Annotated in this window: 14 protein-coding genes and 1 pseudogene; 8 read left to right on the top strand and 7 right to left on the bottom strand. The window is 68.9% G+C overall.

The window, feature by feature from the left end; translation table 11 throughout:
* Positions 1-118: 118 nt before the first annotated feature.
* Positions 119-1,342 (top strand): glycosyltransferase family 4 protein, encoded by a 1,224-nt coding sequence (locus tag BQ7355_RS05500; protein ID WP_072415286.1) that lies wholly within the window; start codon positions 119-121, stop codon positions 1,340-1,342.
* Positions 1,343-1,418: 76 nt separating this feature from the next.
* Positions 1,419-2,468: a tryptophan--tRNA ligase gene (trpS, locus tag BQ7355_RS05495; protein ID WP_072415285.1), complete on the top strand. Its 1,050-nt coding sequence runs from the start codon at positions 1,419-1,421 to the stop codon at positions 2,466-2,468.
* 341 nt (positions 2,469-2,809) lie between these two features.
* Here the strand turns inward: trpS and BQ7355_RS05490 are convergent, their stop codons facing one another.
* Positions 2,810-3,544 carry a phosphatase PAP2 family protein gene (locus BQ7355_RS05490; RefSeq protein WP_240307331.1) on the bottom strand — a complete coding sequence of 245 codons (735 nt, stop codon included), beginning with the start codon at positions 3,542-3,544 and terminating at the stop codon, positions 2,810-2,812.
* 283 nt (positions 3,545-3,827) lie between these two features.
* On the opposite strand from BQ7355_RS05490, the gene BQ7355_RS05485 reads away from it, so the two are divergent.
* The 4 genes from BQ7355_RS05485 to BQ7355_RS05470 all read left to right on the top strand — a co-directional run bounded on the left by BQ7355_RS05485 (position 3,828) and on the right by BQ7355_RS05470 (position 7,951).
* Complete coding sequence (locus BQ7355_RS05485) at positions 3,828-5,360, top strand: Y-family DNA polymerase (RefSeq protein ID WP_072415284.1); 1,533 nt, start codon at positions 3,828-3,830, stop codon at positions 5,358-5,360.
* Positions 5,353-5,835 carry a YolD-like family protein gene (locus BQ7355_RS05480; protein WP_205407571.1) on the top strand — a complete coding sequence of 161 codons (483 nt, stop codon included), beginning with the start codon at positions 5,353-5,355 and terminating at the stop codon, positions 5,833-5,835. The genes BQ7355_RS05485 and BQ7355_RS05480 overlap by 8 nt, the downstream gene beginning before the upstream one ends.
* A 166-nt stretch (positions 5,836-6,001) precedes the next feature.
* The gene (locus tag BQ7355_RS05475; RefSeq protein ID WP_072415283.1) at positions 6,002-6,640 is read left to right on the top strand and encodes a lactate utilization protein; all 639 of its coding nucleotides are present in this window, start codon (positions 6,002-6,004) and stop codon (positions 6,638-6,640) included.
* Positions 6,641-6,706: 66 nt separating this feature from the next.
* Entirely contained in the window at positions 6,707-7,951 is a 1,245-nt protein-coding gene (locus BQ7355_RS05470; RefSeq protein ID WP_072415282.1) for an iron-containing alcohol dehydrogenase, read from the top strand.
* Positions 7,952-8,160: 209 nt separating this feature from the next.
* Here BQ7355_RS05470 and BQ7355_RS05465 read toward each other — a convergent pair whose 3' ends face one another.
* From BQ7355_RS05465 to BQ7355_RS05440, 6 genes and pseudogenes are all read right to left on the bottom strand, one after another.
* A complete protein-coding gene (locus tag BQ7355_RS05465; RefSeq protein ID WP_205407589.1) occupies positions 8,161-8,841 on the bottom strand; it encodes an LOG family protein in 681 nt (226 codons plus the stop codon).
* A gap of 184 nt (positions 8,842-9,025) precedes the next feature.
* Positions 9,026-9,907 carry a deoxyribonuclease IV gene (locus tag BQ7355_RS05460; protein ID WP_072415280.1) on the bottom strand — a complete coding sequence of 294 codons (882 nt, stop codon included), beginning with the start codon at positions 9,905-9,907 and terminating at the stop codon, positions 9,026-9,028.
* Between the two features lie 214 nt (positions 9,908-10,121).
* Positions 10,122-10,499: pseudogene (locus tag BQ7355_RS05455) on the bottom strand (NADPH-dependent FMN reductase); the annotation flags it as partial.
* 340 nt (positions 10,500-10,839) lie between these two features.
* On the bottom strand, positions 10,840-11,880 hold the full coding sequence (locus tag BQ7355_RS05450) for a DUF4430 domain-containing protein (RefSeq protein WP_240307330.1): 1,041 nt from the start codon (positions 11,878-11,880) through the stop codon (positions 10,840-10,842).
* Position 11,881: 1 nt separating this feature from the next.
* Complete coding sequence (locus BQ7355_RS05445; RefSeq protein WP_072415279.1) at positions 11,882-14,722, bottom strand: DUF4430 domain-containing protein; 2,841 nt, start codon at positions 14,720-14,722, stop codon at positions 11,882-11,884.
* 306 nt (positions 14,723-15,028) lie between these two features.
* Positions 15,029-15,532, bottom strand: a complete 504-nt coding sequence (locus tag BQ7355_RS05440) for a hypothetical protein (protein ID WP_072415278.1) — start codon at positions 15,530-15,532, stop codon at positions 15,029-15,031.
* Positions 15,533-15,975: 443 nt separating this feature from the next.
* Between BQ7355_RS05440 and BQ7355_RS05435 the strand changes: the two genes are divergently transcribed.
* Both BQ7355_RS05435 and BQ7355_RS05430 read left to right on the top strand, forming a co-directional pair.
* Positions 15,976-17,223, top strand: coding sequence for a pyridoxal-phosphate-dependent aminotransferase family protein (locus BQ7355_RS05435; protein WP_072415277.1), 1,248 nt, complete (start codon positions 15,976-15,978; stop codon positions 17,221-17,223).
* A 233-nt stretch (positions 17,224-17,456) separates the two neighbouring features.
* A complete protein-coding gene (locus tag BQ7355_RS05430; RefSeq protein ID WP_072415132.1) occupies positions 17,457-18,560 on the top strand; it encodes an IS110 family RNA-guided transposase in 1,104 nt (367 codons plus the stop codon).
* Positions 18,561-18,747 lie beyond the last annotated feature (187 nt).

Below are 18,747 nucleotides of genomic sequence, written 5' to 3'. Positions count from 1 at the left end.
GCCGGCGCGAGTTTGGTATCGTCGTGGTGGAGGAGCGGGTGTGTCCCCTTTCGCCTCAACTCCGGTATCATGGATGAGATTGTGAACCTTCCAGCAGATACGGCGGTATCTCGTGCATATGGGCCTGTTCCTGCCTGACATCTGCGTGGCGCTCGCGGCTTTTGTCGCCACGCTCATCACGACGCCGCTCGTGCGCCGGCTCGCCGTGCGCCTCGACGCCGTCGACTACCCCTCCAAGCGCCGCATCAACACGCGCCCGGTGCCCCGCCTGGGCGGGCTCGCCGTGGCCTTCGGCATCACTGTCGGCATCACCGTCCAGCTCATCGGCACCTGGTTCTGGGGCTGGCCCCCGGTCCTCGTGCCGCACCCCAGCCTCGACGTCGAGTACCCGATCCTCGCCGTGGCGCTCGCCATCGTCACGGCCGTGGGCACCGTCGACGACATCTGGCAGCTCAAGCCGCGCACCAAGCTCGCGGGGCAGGGCCTCGCGGCCGTCGTCGCGGTGTCGGGCGGCCTCGTCATCCACGCCATCTCCAACCCGCTCGGCGGGCCCGACATCGAGCTCGGATGGCTCGCCTACCCCATCACGATCGTCTACTTGGTCGCCTTCACCAACATCATCAACCTCATCGACGGGCTCGACGGGCTCGCCTGCGGCATCACCGGCATCGCCGCCGTCTCGATGTTCTCCTTCGCCGTGCTGGCGCACCGCCCCGACGCCGCAGCGCTCGCCATCGCGCTCGTTGGGGCCTGCCTGGCGTTCCTTCGCTACAACTTCCATCCCGCGAGCATCTTCCTCGGCGACTCCGGCTCGCTGCTGCTCGGCTTCTGCCTCGGCGCCATCTCGCTACTCAGCGTCCAGCGCACCGCCGCCCTCACCTCGCTCATCATCCCGCTCATCGTCGCCGGCGTGCCGATCATCGACACGCTCTCCGCCATCGTGCGCCGCATGCGCGCGCACGTGAGCATCGGGCAGGCCGACAAGGGGCATATCCACCATCGCCTGATCCAGGAGGGCTACGACCAGCGTCAGGCCGTCCTGCTCATCTACGCCTGGTGCATCCTGCTTTCCGTGGGCGCCGCCGCCATCAACCAGGTGGACGTCATCACGCGCGTCGTCATCTTCGTCGCGCTGCTCGCCTGCTCCGCGTTCTTCGCGGCTCGGCTGCACCTGTTCGAGCCGGTCCTGCGACACCACTACAACCCCAAGACCCATGGAGACGAACTCGTGGGGCCCGACAACCCCGCATTCGAGGAGGAGGCCAGGACGCAGCACGAACACCGCGAGGAGCTCCTGGACCGCCTGCACCACCGCGATTCCGGAGACGGCCGCAAGGGCTGACCCGGCAACCGGCACCCGACCGCGCAGCCCCTGCGCGCACCCCATCTCGAACCCGACGACCCACAAAGGAGCCATCATGCCCAACGAGCTCAGCTACGAAGTCAGCCTGGAGCGCAGCAACCAGATCCGCGCCGACCTCCCGCTGCACCCCGAGAAGTACACCATGCTCACCGGCGACCGCCCCACCGGCCGCCTGCACCTCGGGCACTACTTCGGCACGCTCAAGAGCCGCGTCGAGCTGCAGGAGCTGGGCGTGCACACCAACGTGCTCATCGCCGACTACCAGGTCATCACCGACCGCGACAGCACGGACAACATCCAGGACAACGTCTACAACATGGTCATCGACTACCTGGCCTGCGGCCTCGACCCCGACAAGACCATGATCTACGCGCATTCCGCGGTTCCCGCATGCAACCAGCTCATGCTGCCCTTCCTCTCGCTCGTCTCCGAGGCGCTGCTGCAGCGCAACCCCACGGTGAAGGCCGAGATGGAGGCTTCCGGCCACGAGCTCACCGGCCTGCTCCTCACCTATCCCGTGCACCAGGCCTGCGACATCCTGTTCTGCAAGGGCAACGTGGTCCCCGTCGGCCGTGACCAGCTCCCCCACATCGAGCTCACCCGCACGATCGCGCGCAAGTTCAACAACCGCTACGGCCAGGTGTTCCCCGAGGTCGACGCGCTGCTGTCCGACACGCCGCTGCTGCCGGGCCTCGACGGCCGCAAGATGAGCAAGTCCTACGGCAACGCCATCAACATCTCGATGACCGCCGAGGAGACCGCGAAGCGCATCAAGAAGAGCCAGACGGACGGCGAGCGCATGATCACATTCGACCCCGAGGCGCGCCCCGGCGTGTCCGGCCTGCTCTCCACCGCCGCCATCTGCACCGGCCGCTCCGAGGTCGAGATCGCCGAGGAGATCGGCATGGGCGGCTCCGGCGCGCTCAAGAAGTACGTCACCGAGAGCGTGAACGAGTACTTCGCCCCCATCCGCGCCCGCCGCGAGGAGCTCGTCCAGGACATGGGTTACGTCAAGGACGTGCTACGCGAGGGCAACCGCCGCGCCAACGAGGTGGCCGAGGCCACGCTCGCCGAGGTTCGCGAGGCGATGGGCATGGTCTACTAAGGGCCCCCGCCCGCTCGCGCGCCCAGGCCATTCGCCTGCACGCGGCGCCGAAGAACATAACGGGGCGGCCGGATCGGCCCCCGACACAACGAGAGGCCCGCTGGCTCGGTTCATCCGCCAGCGGGCCTCTCATGCCATACGTTCGACCGCACAGAGGGGAGGATGCGGTCCTGTTCGCACCGGAGGGTTCTTATATATCGCCTGCCCCGTCCGTTGATAAGTTAACTATAGCGAACTATTGCCGACCGGTCCCTCCGTCCCGCCCCATCCATGGATACTCCATAAGTTATCCTGGGATTACTTTAAGGTCTGGGCAGAAACGGGCCGAGGTGCGCAGCGCCCTACGACGATCGGCTCTCCCCGCCGCCCTCCGAAAGATCCGGGGACGCCCCGTCCGCGCCCATGAACAGCGGGACGGCCATGCGGGTGTAGAGCGCGAGCCAGATGAGCGCGGCGCAGAACCCGCCCACCACGTCGGAAGCGTAGTGCACGCCCAGGTAGACGCGGCTCACGCCGATCATGAGGATGATGAAGGAGAACGCCGCCGTGAGCCCGGCGCGCATCCGGGGATTGCGCTCGTAGCGCCAGACGAACCAGATGATGAGGCCGAAAAACGCCATGGCGGCCATCGAGTGGCCCGAGGGGAAGCTGAAGCCCGAGGCCTGCGCGAGCCGGAACCCCTCGGGACGGGGACGGGCGACCAGCGCCTTGAGCACAAGGTTCACCACCGTGGAGAGCGCGAGGTTGAGCGCGCAGCACCAGCCCGGCCGCGCACCGGGGGCGAACGCAGCGATGACGAGCAGCAGGGTGACGAGCACGACGGGGGTCGCCAGCGCCGAGAACCCCTCCATGATCGGCGTCAGCCAACCGGCGCGCAGGTTCTCGACGATCAACGCGTACGCGGCGCGGTCGAGCGCCATGATGTCGCCGGCGAGAATGCGCGCGAGCAGCACCAGGAACACCGACAGGGCCGCCAGCGCGACGACGAGGCGGCGATGGGCCCGCATGAGCGCGACGAGCCGCAGCGAATACGCCCGAAGCGAACCGGATCCCCTCAGATGGCCGCTGTCGTTCATGATTCCACCCTTTCGTTCGGCATGTCGGAACACCGGGCACGCGGGCGCGCGCCGGACGCGAAGAGCCATTCTAGCGGCCCCGCGCGGGCGAACGAAGACGCGCATGCGCTCCCATCGCTCGCACATATCCGTCAAGATTCATCGATTTTCTTAGCACGGGCGTGCCGTGCCGTTGTTCTGACCTGGGGGGTTTACACGCATCCGCTCATCCTACCTGCGCGTTTGACGAACATATGTTTCATCTTTATCATCGAACACGTGTTTGGCGAGAAAGAAGGGGCCCATGACGACACGCGACGAGAAACGACGCACGTACATCTGCATCGACCTCAAGACGTTCTACGCGAGCGTGGAATGCGCTGAGCGAGGGCGCGACCCGTTCACGACGAATCTCGTCGTCGCGGACCCGGACCGCGGGACGAGCACCATATGCCTCGCCGTCAGCCCCGCCATGAAGCGCCTGGGCGTGCGCAACCGGTGCCGCGTCTTCGAGATACCCCCCGGAATCGACTACATCATGGCGAAGCCGCGCATGCGGCGATACATGGAGGTGTCGGCGCAGATCTACGGCATCTACCTCGAGTACGTGAGCGCCGAGGACATCCACGTCTACTCGATCGACGAGTGCTTCATCGACGCCACCGCCTACCTCCCCCGCTACGGCGTGAGCGCCGAGGGCCTCGCCCGCAACCTCATGGACGCCGTGAGGCGGCGGTGCGGCATCTGCGCCACGGCGGGCATCGGACCCAACCTCTTCCTCGCCAAGGTCGCGCTCGACATCTGCGCCAAGAACGATCCGAACGGCATAGGCGTCCTGGACGAGCAGGCGTTTCGCGATACGGTGTGGACCCATCGACCCATCACCGACATCTGGGGCATAGGCCCGGGCATCGCACGGCGCCTGGCGCACCTCAACGTCCACGACCTGCGCGGCGTCGCCGCCCTCGACGAGCGCGTGCTCTACCGGGAGTTCGGGGTGAACGCGGAGTACCTCATCGACCACGCCCACGGCCGCGAGCCCTGCACCATCGCCGAGATACACGCGTACCGCCCAGAAGCCGCCAGCACGACGAGCGGGCAGGTGCTCGCACGGGCCTACAGCTACGAAGAGGCCTACACGGTGCTTCGGGAGATGGTCCACGCCTCGGTGCTCGACCTCGTCGAAAAGCAGGCGGTGTGCGGGCAGGTCTCGCTCTTCGTGGGGTACGCGAACGACGCCCGGGAGACGGCGCGGATCGGCGCCTCGGGCACCGCCCAGTTCGTCGACGCCTGCGGCACGCGCCGCTTGAGCACGGAGGGCCTGCTGCCCGATCGGGTCGCGGGCCCGGGGGAGCGCGCGGCGCCCAGCCTGCCGCCGCGCGCTCCGCGACCGGCCGCCGAGCGCCGCCCCGCCGCAGCCGCCCAGGGCGCCCCGGCGGCCATGCCGGGCGAAGTCTTTCGCGGTGAGCACGGGGCGCGCACGCGGGCGGGACGGCGCGCATACGGGTACGCGGAGACCTCGCGCAAGCTCGGCGAGCGCACGAACTCCTTCAGGCGCCTCATGGGCTATTTCGACGTGCTCTGGTCGCAGACCGTGGATGCGGCCCGGCCCATCAAGCGCATCAATATCGGCTTCGGCAACCTGCTGCCCGAGGACTTCGCCACGACAGACCTCTTCAGCGACCCGAAGGCCGATGGAGACGAGCGGAAGCTCGCGCGGACCCTTATCGCCGTGCACGGCAAATACGGGAAGAACTCCCTTCTCAAAGGAGTGAGCCTGCGCACGGAGGCAACGGGGCGCGAGCGCAACGAGCAGGTGGGAGGACACCATGCCTAGCAATCGGGAGACGCGCCGCGTCGACACGCCGTGGGGAACGCTCGCGTTCGAGACCGTGCCGCAGGACCCGCAGGCCGAGGCGAATCCGGCCGGCACGACAAGCCCGCACGCAGACGGCCCGGCGGACGGGGCGCGGACGCGCGCCGACGGAAGGCGACGGGCGAGCCGAGCCGCGCAGTTCATGCCCTTCGCAGCGCTCACCGGCTACTACGACCTGGTACGCGAGCAGGAGCGCATCGTGGAGCCGCGCCACGAGCTCACGGAGGAGGAGGCCGTGGCGCTCTCCCGGGCGATAATGCAGACGAAGAAGGGGGACCTCGTGCGCGTCACCTACTACGACCGCGACGGCTACGTCGCCCGGACCGGGATCGTGTCCGATATAGAGCTGACCTTTCGCCGCCTGCACCTGGGATCGCTCTGCATCGCCTTCGACGACATGCGCGATATCGAGCGGCACGGACGAGGGCGCCCCTAGCACGCGCTCGGCGGAGAAGGAGGCCCGCGGCAGCGCGAGGCGGCACGCGATGCGGACGCGCGGCCTCGCGTGCGCATGATGTCTCCGAACCGCGCAGGACGGCGGTCGCCGCGACGCGCGGCGTATAATCGTCTCGCATGGAAACGATATCGGAAGGAAGGCGGATATGGACGAGATCAGGAAGGCGGCTTGGGCCGTCCAGGCCAAGACCATCATCAAGAACCTCAAGCTCAGGAACATGGAGGGCCGCTGGTGCGCGACCGCAGACGAGGCGGTGGCCGCAGCGCTCGACCTTATCGAGGCGGGATCCTCCGTCACCTGGGGCGGCTCGGTGAGCTTCACCGAATCCGGCCTCAAGGCCGCCCTCGAGGCGGGCGACTACCGCATGCTCGACCGCACGAAGGCGATCACCGACGACGAGAAGCGCGCCATGTGGCGCGACCGCGCGAGCGCCGACTGGCTCATCATGAGCTCCAACGCCATCACCGAGAAGGGCGAGCTCGTCAACATCGACGGCAACGGCGACCGCCTCTCGCTGCTCGTCCACGGACCGGAGCACGTGCTCGTCATCTGCGGCATGAACAAGGTAGTCCCCGATGTCGCGAGCGGCCTGGCGCGCGTCCGCGCCGTCGCCTGCCCCATGAACGCCGCGCGCCTGCACACGGGCACGCCCTGCGAGGCGACCGGATTCTGCGCGGACTGCCACGCCGCGGGCTGCATGTGCTGCCAGGAGGTCATCACCCGGCACTCGCGCCACGCAGGGCGCATCCACGTCATCCTCGTCGGCGAGAGCCTCGGCTTCTAGCCCCGCAAGGCGCGCAAAGACCCCGACGCGAGGCGCGGTGCGCCTCCCTCTGACCGAAAGGAACCCATGAACGACTTCACCTTCTACTCCCCCACCCGCTTCGTCTTCGGCCGCGGGGTCTGCGACCGCGTGGGCACAGAGCTCGAGACGGCAGGTTACCGGCGCGCGCTTCTCGTCTACGGCGGCGGCTCCGTGGTGCGCTGCGGCACCCTCGACCGCGTGAAGGCCTCGCTTGACGCCAGCGGCATCGGACACGTCGAGCTCGGCGGCGTCCGACCCAACCCGGAGATCGCCTCCGTGCGCGAGGGAGTCGTGCTCGCGCGCGAGCACGACGTCGACTTGATTCTGGCCGTGGGCGGCGGGTCCACCATGGACGCCGCGAAAGCCATCGCCGTGGGCGCCGTCTATGACGGCGACGTATGGGACTTCTTCCGCAAGCGCGCCGTCCCCGCCGCGCGCATCGACACCGCCTGCGTGGTGACCATCCCCGCCTCCGGTTCCGAAGGGTCCAACTCCTGCGTGATCAGCAACGACGAGGAGCACCTCAAGTGCGGCCTCAACACCGATCTCAACCGTCCCGTCATCTCGTTCCTCGACCCCGAGCTCACCTTTACCCTGCCGGCGTACCAGACGGCCGCAGGGGTCACCGACATGATCGCCCACATCATGGAGCGCTTCTTCTCGGGCGAGCCGGCGGCACACGTCACCGACAACATCGCCTGCGGCATCATCCGCGCCGTGATCGATGCGGCAGGTCGCGTCATGGATGATCCCCAGGATTACGACGCGCGCGCGGCCCTCATGTGGGCGGGCACGCTCGCGCACAACGGCCTGGCGGGCTGCGGCCTTGGCGTCCCGGGCACCGGCCGCGACGGCGACTGGACCTGCCACGGGCTCGAGCACGAGCTTTCCGCCTTCGACACCTCCATCACGCACGGAGCGGGCCTCGCGGTGATCTTCCCCGCCTGGATGCACTACGTCTGGCGCGAGCACCCCGAGCGCTTCCTCGCCTTCGGCAGCCAGGTGTTCGGCATCGAGCCGGTGGACCCCGCAGTCGACGACCTGTCGGATATCGACGAGGAGATCACGCCCGAGCGCGCCGTCCGCGACGCCGTCGAAGCGACGATCGACGAACTGCAGGACTTCTTCGTATCGCTCGGCATGCCCCGCACGCTGTCCGAGTTCGGCATGAGCGAGGACGACATCGAGCACCTCATGCCCGGCCTCGCCATCAACCGCGGCGAGTCTTTCGGTTCCTTCAAGAAGCTCACGCTCGACGACGCCCGCGCGATCTACCGCAGCGCGCTGTAGGCGCCGGCTTCCCCTACGACGGCCCGAGCGCCTCAACCGAAACAAAGCAGGGCCGTCTCGCACCCCCGAACGGATGCGAGTCGGCCCTGCTTTCACAAGCGCGAAAATCGGGACGCATTTCGCCCCGGCGGACGAGGGGCGACGAGGTGCCGCTTAAGCCCCGGATGCCCACGGTCGGCCTATCGCCGTGCCGGGGCGGTGCGCAGGCGTCACGGGCAGACGAGGCGCACGGCCTCGTCGACGTCGTCGGTAATGTGCACGAGGTCGCGATCGACCTCGGAGATCATCCCGGCTGGACGCATGGTGCCCTCGATCCAGTCGAACAGGCCGCCCCAGAAACTCGATCCCATCAAGGCGATCGGAATCCGCTTGACCTTATGCGTCTGCACGAGGGTGAGGAGCTCCATCAGCTCGTCCATGGTCCCGAAGCCCCCGGGGAACACGATGGCACCGCTCGAGTACTTGACGAACATCGTCTTGCGGACGAAGAAGTACCTGAAGCTCATGCCGAGGTTGACCCATTCGTTCAGGCCCTCCTCGAACGGCAGCTCGATGCCGAGCCCCACCGAGACGCCGCCCGCCTCGGCAGCGCCGCGGTTGGCGGCCTCCATGATCCCCGGGCCGCCTCCAGTGATGACCGCGAGACCGCGTGCGGCGAGCTCGGAGCCGACGCGGTGGGCGGCGGCGTACATCGGGTCGTCTGCGGGGGTGCGCGCCGAACCGAACACGGCGACGGCCGGACCGACCTCCGCGAGCGCGCCGAAGCCGTCCACGAACTCCGCCTGGATGCGCATGACGCGCCAGGGGTCCATATGCAGCCAGTCGGTGGACGCCTCGGGCTCCAGCAGGTTCCCATACGTCGTGTCCTGCGGGACCATGCTGCCGCGCATGATCACCGGGCCTCGGCGGTAGGTCTTGCCCCAAGGCGCCGAATCGCCCTCGTGTCCCGCATCTGCGCCCGGCACCGCGCCCGCTGCGTCCGCGCCAACTCTCTTCATCGCCTATCGCTCCCATCCTGCGCGCCGCCTCATGTCGGACGGCATCCGCATCCGTGCGCCGCGGCCCCGCCGGCCCCTACGCATCCTTCCGCTCGGCCAGGCCGCGCAGGTACGCGATCTCGCCCGCGTAGCCCACGAGGTCGTCGTGCGGCGTCTCCAGAATGAACGGCAGATCCCGCAGGGCGGGATGGCGCACGATGCGCGCGAGCACGTCCTCACCGCCGCCGAGCTCCGACGACCCCAGGTACCCCGCCCCGATGACCTCATGGCGATCCTTATGCGCCCCGCACGGGTTCTTCGAGTCGTTGATGTGCACGGCGCGCAGGCGGTCGAGGCCCACGACGCGATCGAACTCCGCAAGGACCCCGTCGAGGTCGTGGATGATATCGTAACCCGCATCGCTCACGTGGCAGGTGTCGAGGCAGACGCCCAGGTTGCGCGCGAGCTCGGGAGCGCGCTCTGCCACCCCGGAGATGATCGCGGCGATCTCCTCGAAACTGCAGCCCACCTCCGTGCCCTTGCCCGCCATGGTCTCGAGCAGGACGACCGTGCGCTGCCCGGGCGCCATGACTTGGCACAAGCCGTCGACGATGAGCTCGATCCCCCGCTCAGCGCCCTGCTTGACGTGCGAGCCGGGGTGGAAGTTGTAGTAGTGGCCGGGCAGCATCTCGAGGCGGCGCAGGTCGTCGGCCATCGCCTCGAGGGCGAACGCCCGGGCGTCCTCCTTGGCCGAGCACAGGTTGTAGGTGTACGGGGCGTGGGCGATCAGGCGCGCGAAGCCGTTCTCGTCCAGCAGGCGCGCGAGCGCCGAGACGTCCGCGGGGTCGAGCGGCTTGGCGCTGCCGCCGCGCGGGTTGCGCGTGAAGAAGGCGAAGGTCGTCGCACCGATGGAGAGCGCGGCCTCCCCCATGGCCCGGTAGCCCTTGGTGGTGGAAAGATGGCAGCCGATAGCGAGCATGCAGAGGTCCTTTCAGAGGGCGCGGACGGCCCTTGCAGGCCCGCCCGCGCATGCGATCGGTACCGTATCCTATCAGAGCGCGGCGATGAGCGCCTCGCCCTGCGCCCCGATGCGGCGCAGGTCCTCCGCATCGGGCTCGTACACCCTCCCCCTCCCCGCCGACGAGACGGGCACCCAAGTAGGTGAGCAGGTCGGACGCGGCCTTGCGGGCGCCCGCGGCGGCGTTGCGCCCGCCGGCGCCCGCGATGGCGACCGGCTTGCCCGTAAGCGGGCGCGGGGTGGCGTAGTCGCCCGCCGCAAGCGGCCTGCTCAACCAATCGAGCACGTTCTTGAGCGGTGCGGGCAGGCCGTAGTTGTACTCCGGCGTGAAGATCCAGACCGCATCGGCCTCCTCGACCGCCCTACGGACGCGCGTGACCGGATCGGGAGCGGGAAACTCGATGTCCTGGTTCATGAAGGGCACGTCCCCGTAATCGAGGAACTCCATCTCGGCGGCAGCGGGCAACGATGACGCGGCGGCCGCGGCGAGAACGCGGTTGAACGAACCCTCGCGCAGCGAACCGACGATCGCGACGATCTTGATGTTCGACATGGATGCATCATCTCCTACTTGCTTTACAACAGTTAGACGAAGCATACCCGTAACACGGGGCTCTAGTCGGCCGAGCGCGCAGGGTACGCAAACCGGCATCAAGCGGGAAACGGAATCGCGGCACCCGGTGCGCAACGGGTGATGAGCATAGACGCGGCAGCGCGTCGAAACCGCAGCTACGGCACGCCCCGCCCGCGCCGCAGACAGCCCGACATCCCCGAAGGGGAAGCGCCTCCTTCAGAGCGCCAGCACCATGAAGAAGGGCGCGCGGGGACCATGTTCCCCGCGCGCCCCCGTTTGAACGTCATGGCACCTGCGGCATAGACCGCTGACCGACAGATCAGCCCGTCACGTAGAACCACCTGACGGCATCGCCGTCGGACAGCTCGTAGGCCCCGCAGGAAAAGCCCGGCGTGGAGCCGTTGACCGCATAGTTCCAGCCGCTGCCGCCTCCGAACTGCTTCTCGGCGAGGCCGCCGATGGAGTACACGTAGATGCCCATGGGCGAGTTCTCGGCGCCCACCGTGAGGCCGCAGGCGAGCAGCGCGTCGTAGGCCGTCGCCCCGCGCTCGAAGGTGAACGTGCCGCCGCCCGACACCGAGCCGTCCGCCGCCGAGGAATCCACCGACACCGTGACGGTCACCGTGTCGGGATCCGGGGCGGGCGCGGAGGCGTTGCCACCGCTCGACGAGGTACCGCCGGCCGAACCCGCATGCGAGGTAGAGCCCCCGCCCTTCGAACCGGACGACGACCCGCCCGATCCCGACGAGTCCGCGCCCGTGCCGGATGCGGAGGTTTCGGCAGATGCTCCATCCGAGGAGGCGTCGCCCTTGGCGCCGCCGGTCTGCGCGGCGGCGTCCTGCTCGGCCTGCCCGCCGTCTGCCTGCCCGCCGTCTGCCGCGCCATCGGCGGCCGCGTCCTCGGTCGAGCCCTCCGCAGAGCCCATCTCGACGACCGACGAGGACCCGGAGGCACCGAAGACCCACGCGAGCGACCAGCTGCCGTCCGCAGCGGGGCGCACAAAGCCGAGGGAGACGGCGATGAGGATGACGCAGCCCAGCGCCAGCGCGCCGGCGAGCGCGGCGGGCGCACGGCGAACGGCAGGCGCTTCGGGAACCTCGAGCGCGCCCGTGCCCGCATCGCCCTCATCCGTTCCGGGAAACCGGACGGACGGGACGCGGGGGGCGTCTTCGGGGGATGGCGCCGACGACCCGCGGTCGGTCGCCGAGACGTCCGCACCGGGGGCGTCGGCAGGAGACCCGCCCGCGGCGGGGGCCTCAAAGGACCCGTTCGGCACGGGGCGGGGCTCCGGGTGCGTATCGGACGGCGAGCCGCCTTCCGGCGTCGGCCGACCGGGAACTCTTGCCATATCGTCTGCCATGCTAGCCACGCTTCCTCACGATCGCCATGTACGCACCGACGAGCACGAGGCCAGCGACGCCCGCGACGACACCGGCCACTGCCAGCGGGTTCATGCCGGACGCAGCGACGGAGCCCTCCACCGCGACGCCGGCGGCCGACACCTTGCGGGTACCGGAGGCGTCCTCAGACACCTCATCTGCGGACACGCCCTTCTCCTCACCAACATCCCTCTCCGTCTCGCCGGACTTGCCCGCGGCCTGCGCGGCGACGGGCTTCTTGCCCGCAGGGACCGCGCCGCCGGCCTGGTGCTTGCCGCCGTCGTGATTCTCGCCGGCAGGCGGCGTCGACGGGGTCTCCGGAGCCTCAGGCGTCTCCGGGACCTCGGGCGCCTCCGGGGTCTCAGGGGTCTCAGGGGTCTCCGGGGTCTCGGGCACGAGGACGCCGTCGCCCGCGAGCGCGAACAGAGCGCCGGAATCGTTGACGTAGTACAGCGAGCCGTCGTCGCCCACGACGATGGAGGCCATGCAGAAGTTCTGATTCGCCTCGGACGGGGTGTAGACCAGCTCGGCCGACGCGGCGCCCACGCGGTAGCGGTACACGCCGCCCGGCTTGCAGTTAGCCGTGAAGTAGATGTAGGTCTCGCCATCACGGGTCGCGACGACCGGTGCGCCCATCACGTCGGCCGAGCTCTTGTCGCCCATCAGCGGAGCGCCGTCCACGGTGGAGACCGCGCGCTCGACGGACAGCGTCTCCGCATCGATCACGGCCATCACGCCGAGATACGCCTTGGTGTATTTGTTCACCTGCACGTACTCCTCGGACTGACCGCCCACGTAGAGCTTGCCGCCCACGAGCGTCGGGGTGCCCACGGAGCTCTTGGCGAACTTGACGCTGCCCGTCTGGGCGATCGCGCCGTCCTGGCCGACCGCCAGACGGTGGAGCACGCCGTCGTAGGTGACGGCGTAGACCGTGGAGCCGTCCGCGCCGGCAACAAGCGTCGAGCGCACGCGGGCGCCCACGGACAGCGAGGACACGGCGGTGCCGGTCGCAGCGTCAAGCACGCGGACGACGCCCGTGTCGTCACCGATCGCGAGGAAGCCGCCGACGCGGACCGCGCCGGCCCAGTAGTATCCCGCCTCCTTGTTCTGCTGCGTCCAGAGCACCTTGCCCGTCGAGGTGTCGACGCACACGAGATAGCCGCCGTAGGTGGTCGACCAGTCGGCGTCGGCGGTGCCAAAGTAGACGCAGCCGTCACCCACGGTGAGCGAGCTCAAGGATTGCTGCGCGCCGGCCACGCCGGCAGCGAGAGTGGGCGTCACCCAGACGGTGGTGAGCGCATCGGCCGTGAGCGCCTGCAGGCGGCCGCCCGAAAGCGGCACCACCACGACGCCATCGGTATAGACCATGCGCGCGATCGAGTCGATGGGGGCGGCAAGCGCGCCGCGGCGCAGCACCTCGCCCGTCGCGGGGTCGAGCTGGCGCAGCTCGGAACCGACCGCCACGAAGACGCGGCCGCCCGCGACGATCGGGTCGGAGACGTTCGTCGCCCAGTCTGAAGGATCTTTCATCTGGGAAACCCAGGACTCGGAAACCGCGCCGGTGGGCAGGCCGGCACCCTCGGGCACGGAGCTGCCGTATCCCGGCCAGGCGCTCTCCCAGTCGGGCCGCTCCGCATCCGGGTCGGGCACGACGGGAGACGTCTCGGGCACGCCGTCACCGAACGCGGAGTACGCCCAGCAGACGGTGTCACCCGCCGAAAGAACCACGCCGCCGGCACCCGTATCCGACGGCTCCCCGTTGACGAAGAGCTGCCAGTAGCGCCCGGTCGGCTGGTCCCAGCCCAGCGCCTCGCCGGTATAGGGCGAGGTGATTGAGTTGAGATACCAGCCGTACGATCCGATGCCGGCATCGGCCGCAAGGCCCGCCTGCGCGAAGAGCGCCTCGGAGGCGTCGGCCGCGGTGGAGCCGGCATCGAGTTTCAGCGCGGCGTCGGCCCACCGCACGTCGGCGCCGTTCGCGTCGGGACCGATCACGGAGACGGAGACCTCGAGGGCATCCACCTCGGGCACGCCGTCACCGAACGCCGAGTACGCCCAGGTGACGGCCATGCCGTCGGCAAGTTCGATGCCGCCGGCGCCCGTCTCGGACGGCTTGCCGTCGACGAAGAGCTGCCAGTAGCGGCCCGTGGCCCCATCCCAGCCCAGCTGCTCGCCCGTGTAGGGCGAGGTGATGGAATTGAGGAACCAGCCGTACGCGCCGACGCCCGTATCGGCCGCAAGGCCCGCCTGCTCGAAGAGCGCCTCGGAGGCATCGGCTGCGGTGGAGCCGGCATCGAGCGTCAGCGCTTCGGCGCCGGCCCAGCGCGCGGTCACGCCGTCCGCGCCCGGGCCCACCACGGCGACCGAGACGGTGACGGCCCGGTCCCGGTCGCCAGCTTCGGCCGCGGTCTCATCGGATGCGGACGGGGCGCCCCCGTCGTCGACGGCGTCGGCCGCCGCCGGATCCTCGGCGGCATCCGTGCCGTCCTGGGAGGTATCGGTGTCGGCGGAATCGCTGCCGAGCGCACCATCCCCTACCGATTCGGTCGCAGGGTCGGCGGCGCCTCCGGCTTCGGAGGCCGCATCGCCAGCGGTGCCCTCCGTCGTTTCGGCTGCAGCGTCTTGCCCGGCGCCGGATGCCGCGGCATCGACGACGGACTCCTGCTGCTGCGCCGCCGCTGCGGACGATGCGGCCGCATCGGCCATCTCCGCAAGGGCCGGCGTGGGCACCTGGCACACGAGCAGTGCGGCGATGAGTGCCGCGGCGAGCGAGCGCCGCCAGGAACCGGCGGAGCGAAGCGCAGGCCGTATAGGTCTGGACATGGTTAGAAAACCCTTTCTCTCCAGGGCCCCGCCCGGCCACGCGGGCGTATCTCAGACAGAGAGGCGATCCGGCTCATCCTTTACCGCGCGGGCGAGCTGTCCGATCTGCAGTTCGCGCTCCCGTGCGCTGGAATCACGGTTACTGGTATAGCCGGGGCCTTGCACCCCGATTCCCCCAAGGACGACGCCACGTGCGGCGTCCCCGTGCGTCTCCGCACCATCTGTCGGGCCAACATGCATTGTGTACGGCGGCGCGTGCGCGCCCGGCACAAGCGGGGCACGGAGGCGCCTCCGCATCCGCCTATATTACCCCAGGTGCTCGAAGCGCGCTGCGGCGAGCAGCTCGAGCACGTACAACGCGCTGCTCAACAGGTTGTAGCCCTGTACCATATCGGGACGCGCACACGATCCGTCATCGCGCTCATACGCCGCGACGCAGGCGAGCTCGGCCTCGCGCGCCACACACCGCAGCGCGTTGACGTGCAAAGCGACCGCGCCCATACGCACATCGGGCAGCAGGTGCCCCACCCCTATCCAGCGCTTGGGATCGTGCGACGCCTCGTGGATACGGTCGGCATCCATGCCCAGCATGGTGAGCTCCACGGGGACGGAATCGGCGACCTCAGCGGCCATGAGGGCGCGCGCATAGGCGATGAGCTCCCCGAGCGCCTCCGAAGTCCGCTCGTCGCCGGCATCCAGCGCAGCGAGCCGCGCCAGCAGCATCTGGGCCTGAAGGCTGTCCGACTTGCCCCGCAGCACGATGCGGGGATGCGCTTTGCTCACCAGCGCCGTGCCCAGCAGGTGCGTCATGTGCGCGGGCTTCTCGTCAAGGGGCTCCCCCGAAGCGGTGCGGAATCGAGCCCGGGCGCAAGGGGCTTCCGCGGACTCCCCGAGAGGACGGATCGCATCGTTTTCCGGCAATGCGGATGTTTGGCTGGACGGCACGGCGGGTCTCCTTCCAAGCGTATGGGATGAGCCGAAGCGTCATCCCCGCTGAGAGCATACCCGATTTGAACATAAGGCCTCACCGGACATCTCGATGACGGAATCCGCGCAAGCCATGTCAACGCCATCTTCGGTTATCGAGGCATGTCGCACGAACCCCCCCCTGGAAACAGCTGCGCATATAACTCGACGGAATAGTGATGTCAATTACTTGTTGTGACAGCATTTCGCATCTATTCTTATCCCATGCGGCACCATTCGTTGGGATAGGCTTTTGTCAGTACATGCCTAAATCTGGGAGACCGACTATGAATCAGACCGCAACCTCCAACGTACGAAGCATACAGCGCATCAATCCGCCCCACCGCCTGCTCATGGCTCCGGGACCCACCACGGTTGATCCGCGCATCCTTTCCGCCATGGCGGCCCCCACGGTCGGTCAGTTCGACCCCTATATGCTCAGAATCATGAACGAAGTGCAGGACATGCTGCGCTACTGCTTCAAGGCGCCTGGTTATGAAGCCCTCATGGTCGACGGCTCCTCGCGCGCCGCGATCGAGTGCGCCCTCGTGTCCATCATCACCCCGGGCGACAAGGTCCTTGTATGCTCCGCAGGCCGTTTCGGATTGCTGTTGGCCGAGATCGCCACGCGCGTGGGCGGCGAAGTGACCACGATCGCCAAGGACTGGGGCCATGTTTTCACCATCGAAGAAATCGCCGCCGCCATCGACGAGACGCGGCCCAAGCTCGTATGCACCGTCGCTGGAGACACCTCGACCACCATGCTGCAGCCGCTCGAGGGTCTGGGGGACATCTGCCATGCCGCAGGCGCTTTCCTCATGACCGATGCCACCGCCTCCTTCGTGGGAAACGATTTGCGCTGCGCGGAATGGGGCATCGATATCGCCACCGCCGGCATGCAGAAATGCATGGGCGGGCCCGCGGGCATGTCCCCCATCGTCGTCTCGCCGGCGGCGTTCGAAGCCATGAAGGCGCGCGAGTCGGTCGAGGAGGGCATCGCCGACTCCCCCGCCGACCTGCTGCCCGCCGAGCAGCGCATCCGCTCCAACTACTTCGACTTCCCCCAGCTTGTGAACTATTGGGGGCCGCGCCGCATCAACCACCACACCGAAGCCACCCATATGCTTTACGCCGCACACGAGACGCTCCGCCTTATCTGCGAGGAGGGCATCGACGAGGCCGTCGAGCGCCATCGCCTGAACGGCGCCGCCATGGCCGCCGGCGTCTCCGGCATGGGCCTCGAGCTCTACGGTGACCAGGCAACGCGCATGAACGACGTCGTCGGCATCGTGATCCCCGACGGAGTCACCGATTCCGTACGAGCGTCCCTGCTCGAAAACTACGCCGTCGAGATCGCAAGCTCTTTCGGCCCGCTCCAGGGCAAAATCTGGCGCGTGGGCATCATGGGCTCCAATGCCCGCAAAGACTGCGTTATGACATGCCTGCTCGCCCTGGGTTCGGCGCTGCTCGACGCAGGGGCGCAGGTGGACATAGCCGCCGGAGCAGCCGCCGCCGAGGCGGTGTACGCCGCATAGCGGATTCGAGGACAGCGGGACCCTGAGGCGCGCGGGCGGATCGTCATATCGGCGGTCCGCCCGCGCCGTGTGTGCAGAGGGACGATCAGGGAGAGCGTCCTCGGCATGCGACGCGAGACGATATGAGTTGAACATTGGGAGCCCCTCCCCTTGTAGCTCTATCGTGGGTCGGGCGACAATGGTCGTAACGCCAACCGTGGCCGCGCGCCACATGCGACGGAGAGGGGCCCGCCATGTCCAATTATGTCACAGCCATCGGTCTCGACGTCCACGCGAGGAGCATCTCCGCATGCGCCTTCGACCCCATGACCGGCGAGGTGGTCCGGGCCAGGTTCGGCTACGACCCGGCGTCGGTCGCCGAGTGGGTCCTGGGGTTCGAGTCGCCCAAGGCGGTGTACGAGAGCGGCCCGACCGGCTTCCACCTGTGCCGCGCCCTGCGCGCCCTCGGCGTCGACTGCGCCGTGGGCGCCGTCTCCAAGATGCACCGGCCCGCGGCCGACCGGGGCCGCAAGAACGACCGGCGCGACGCCGAGTGGCTGGCCAGGCTCCTCGCCTGCCGCAACGTCGTCGAGGTGTGGGTGCCCGATGACCGCACCGAGGCCGCCCGGGACCTCTCCCGCGCGCTCGAGGACGCCCGCGACGACCTGCAGCGCGCCAGGCAGCGCATGTCCAAGTTCCTGCTCAGGCACGGCCTGGTGTTCGACGAGACGACGCCGGCCGGGCGCCGCAGGTCGAACTGGACCGAGGCGTACTGGAGGTGGGCGAGGTCGATCGAGTTCGGCGAGGCCGACGACGCGGCCGCCTACGAGCACTACATGGACGCCGTGGAGCGCTGCGCCGAGGCCAAGAGGGAGCTCGAGCGCAAGGTGGAGGAGGCCGCCGCGCGCCCCGAGTGGGCGCCTGTCGTCGACGCGCTCTGCCTGGTGAAGGGCATCGACGTCGCGAGTGCCTTCCTGCTCGCCGCCGAGGCCGGCGACTTCTCGAGGTTCCCGACCGCGCCGTCGTTCGCCTCGTGGTGCGGCCTGGCCCCCTCGGAGCGCTCGAGCGGCGAGACGGAGTCGCGCGGCGGGATCACCCGCGCCGGTAACGGCCACGTCCGGCGCGCGCTGGTCGAGGCGTCCTGGCACGTCCCGATGTCGACGAGGCACCCCAAGAAGCCGAGGCCGGGCCACGGGGTCGCGCCGGCCGTGTCGAGGCACGCCGCGAAGTGCAACCGCCGCCTGCAGGACAGGCGGGACGCCATGTCCCAGGCGGGGAAGAGGCCGTGCGTGGCGAACTGCGCGACGGCCCGCGAGATGGCCTGCTGGGTCTGGGCGATAGCGCTCATGGCCCGGTAGCGCCCGCGGCCCCATAGGAGTCCGACCCCGGGGGCTCGCCGCGCTCGAGGCCGTTGGGAGGCCGTTCCAGTCCTTTTTCTGGGCGGCGGGAGACCGCCACGCCCGCCACGAGACTGCGACCGAGCGGAGGCCCCCAGCCGTAGCAACGAGATGCGGTTCCGACCCGCGGATATTAGAGTGCCGAACG

The organism is Collinsella phocaeensis, from assembly GCF_900119895.1.
GTDB lineage: Bacteria > Actinomycetota > Coriobacteriia > Coriobacteriales > Coriobacteriaceae > Collinsella > Collinsella phocaeensis.
Note: the sequence above shows the minus strand (reverse complement) of the source record. Positions and strands in the feature narration are given on the sequence as shown.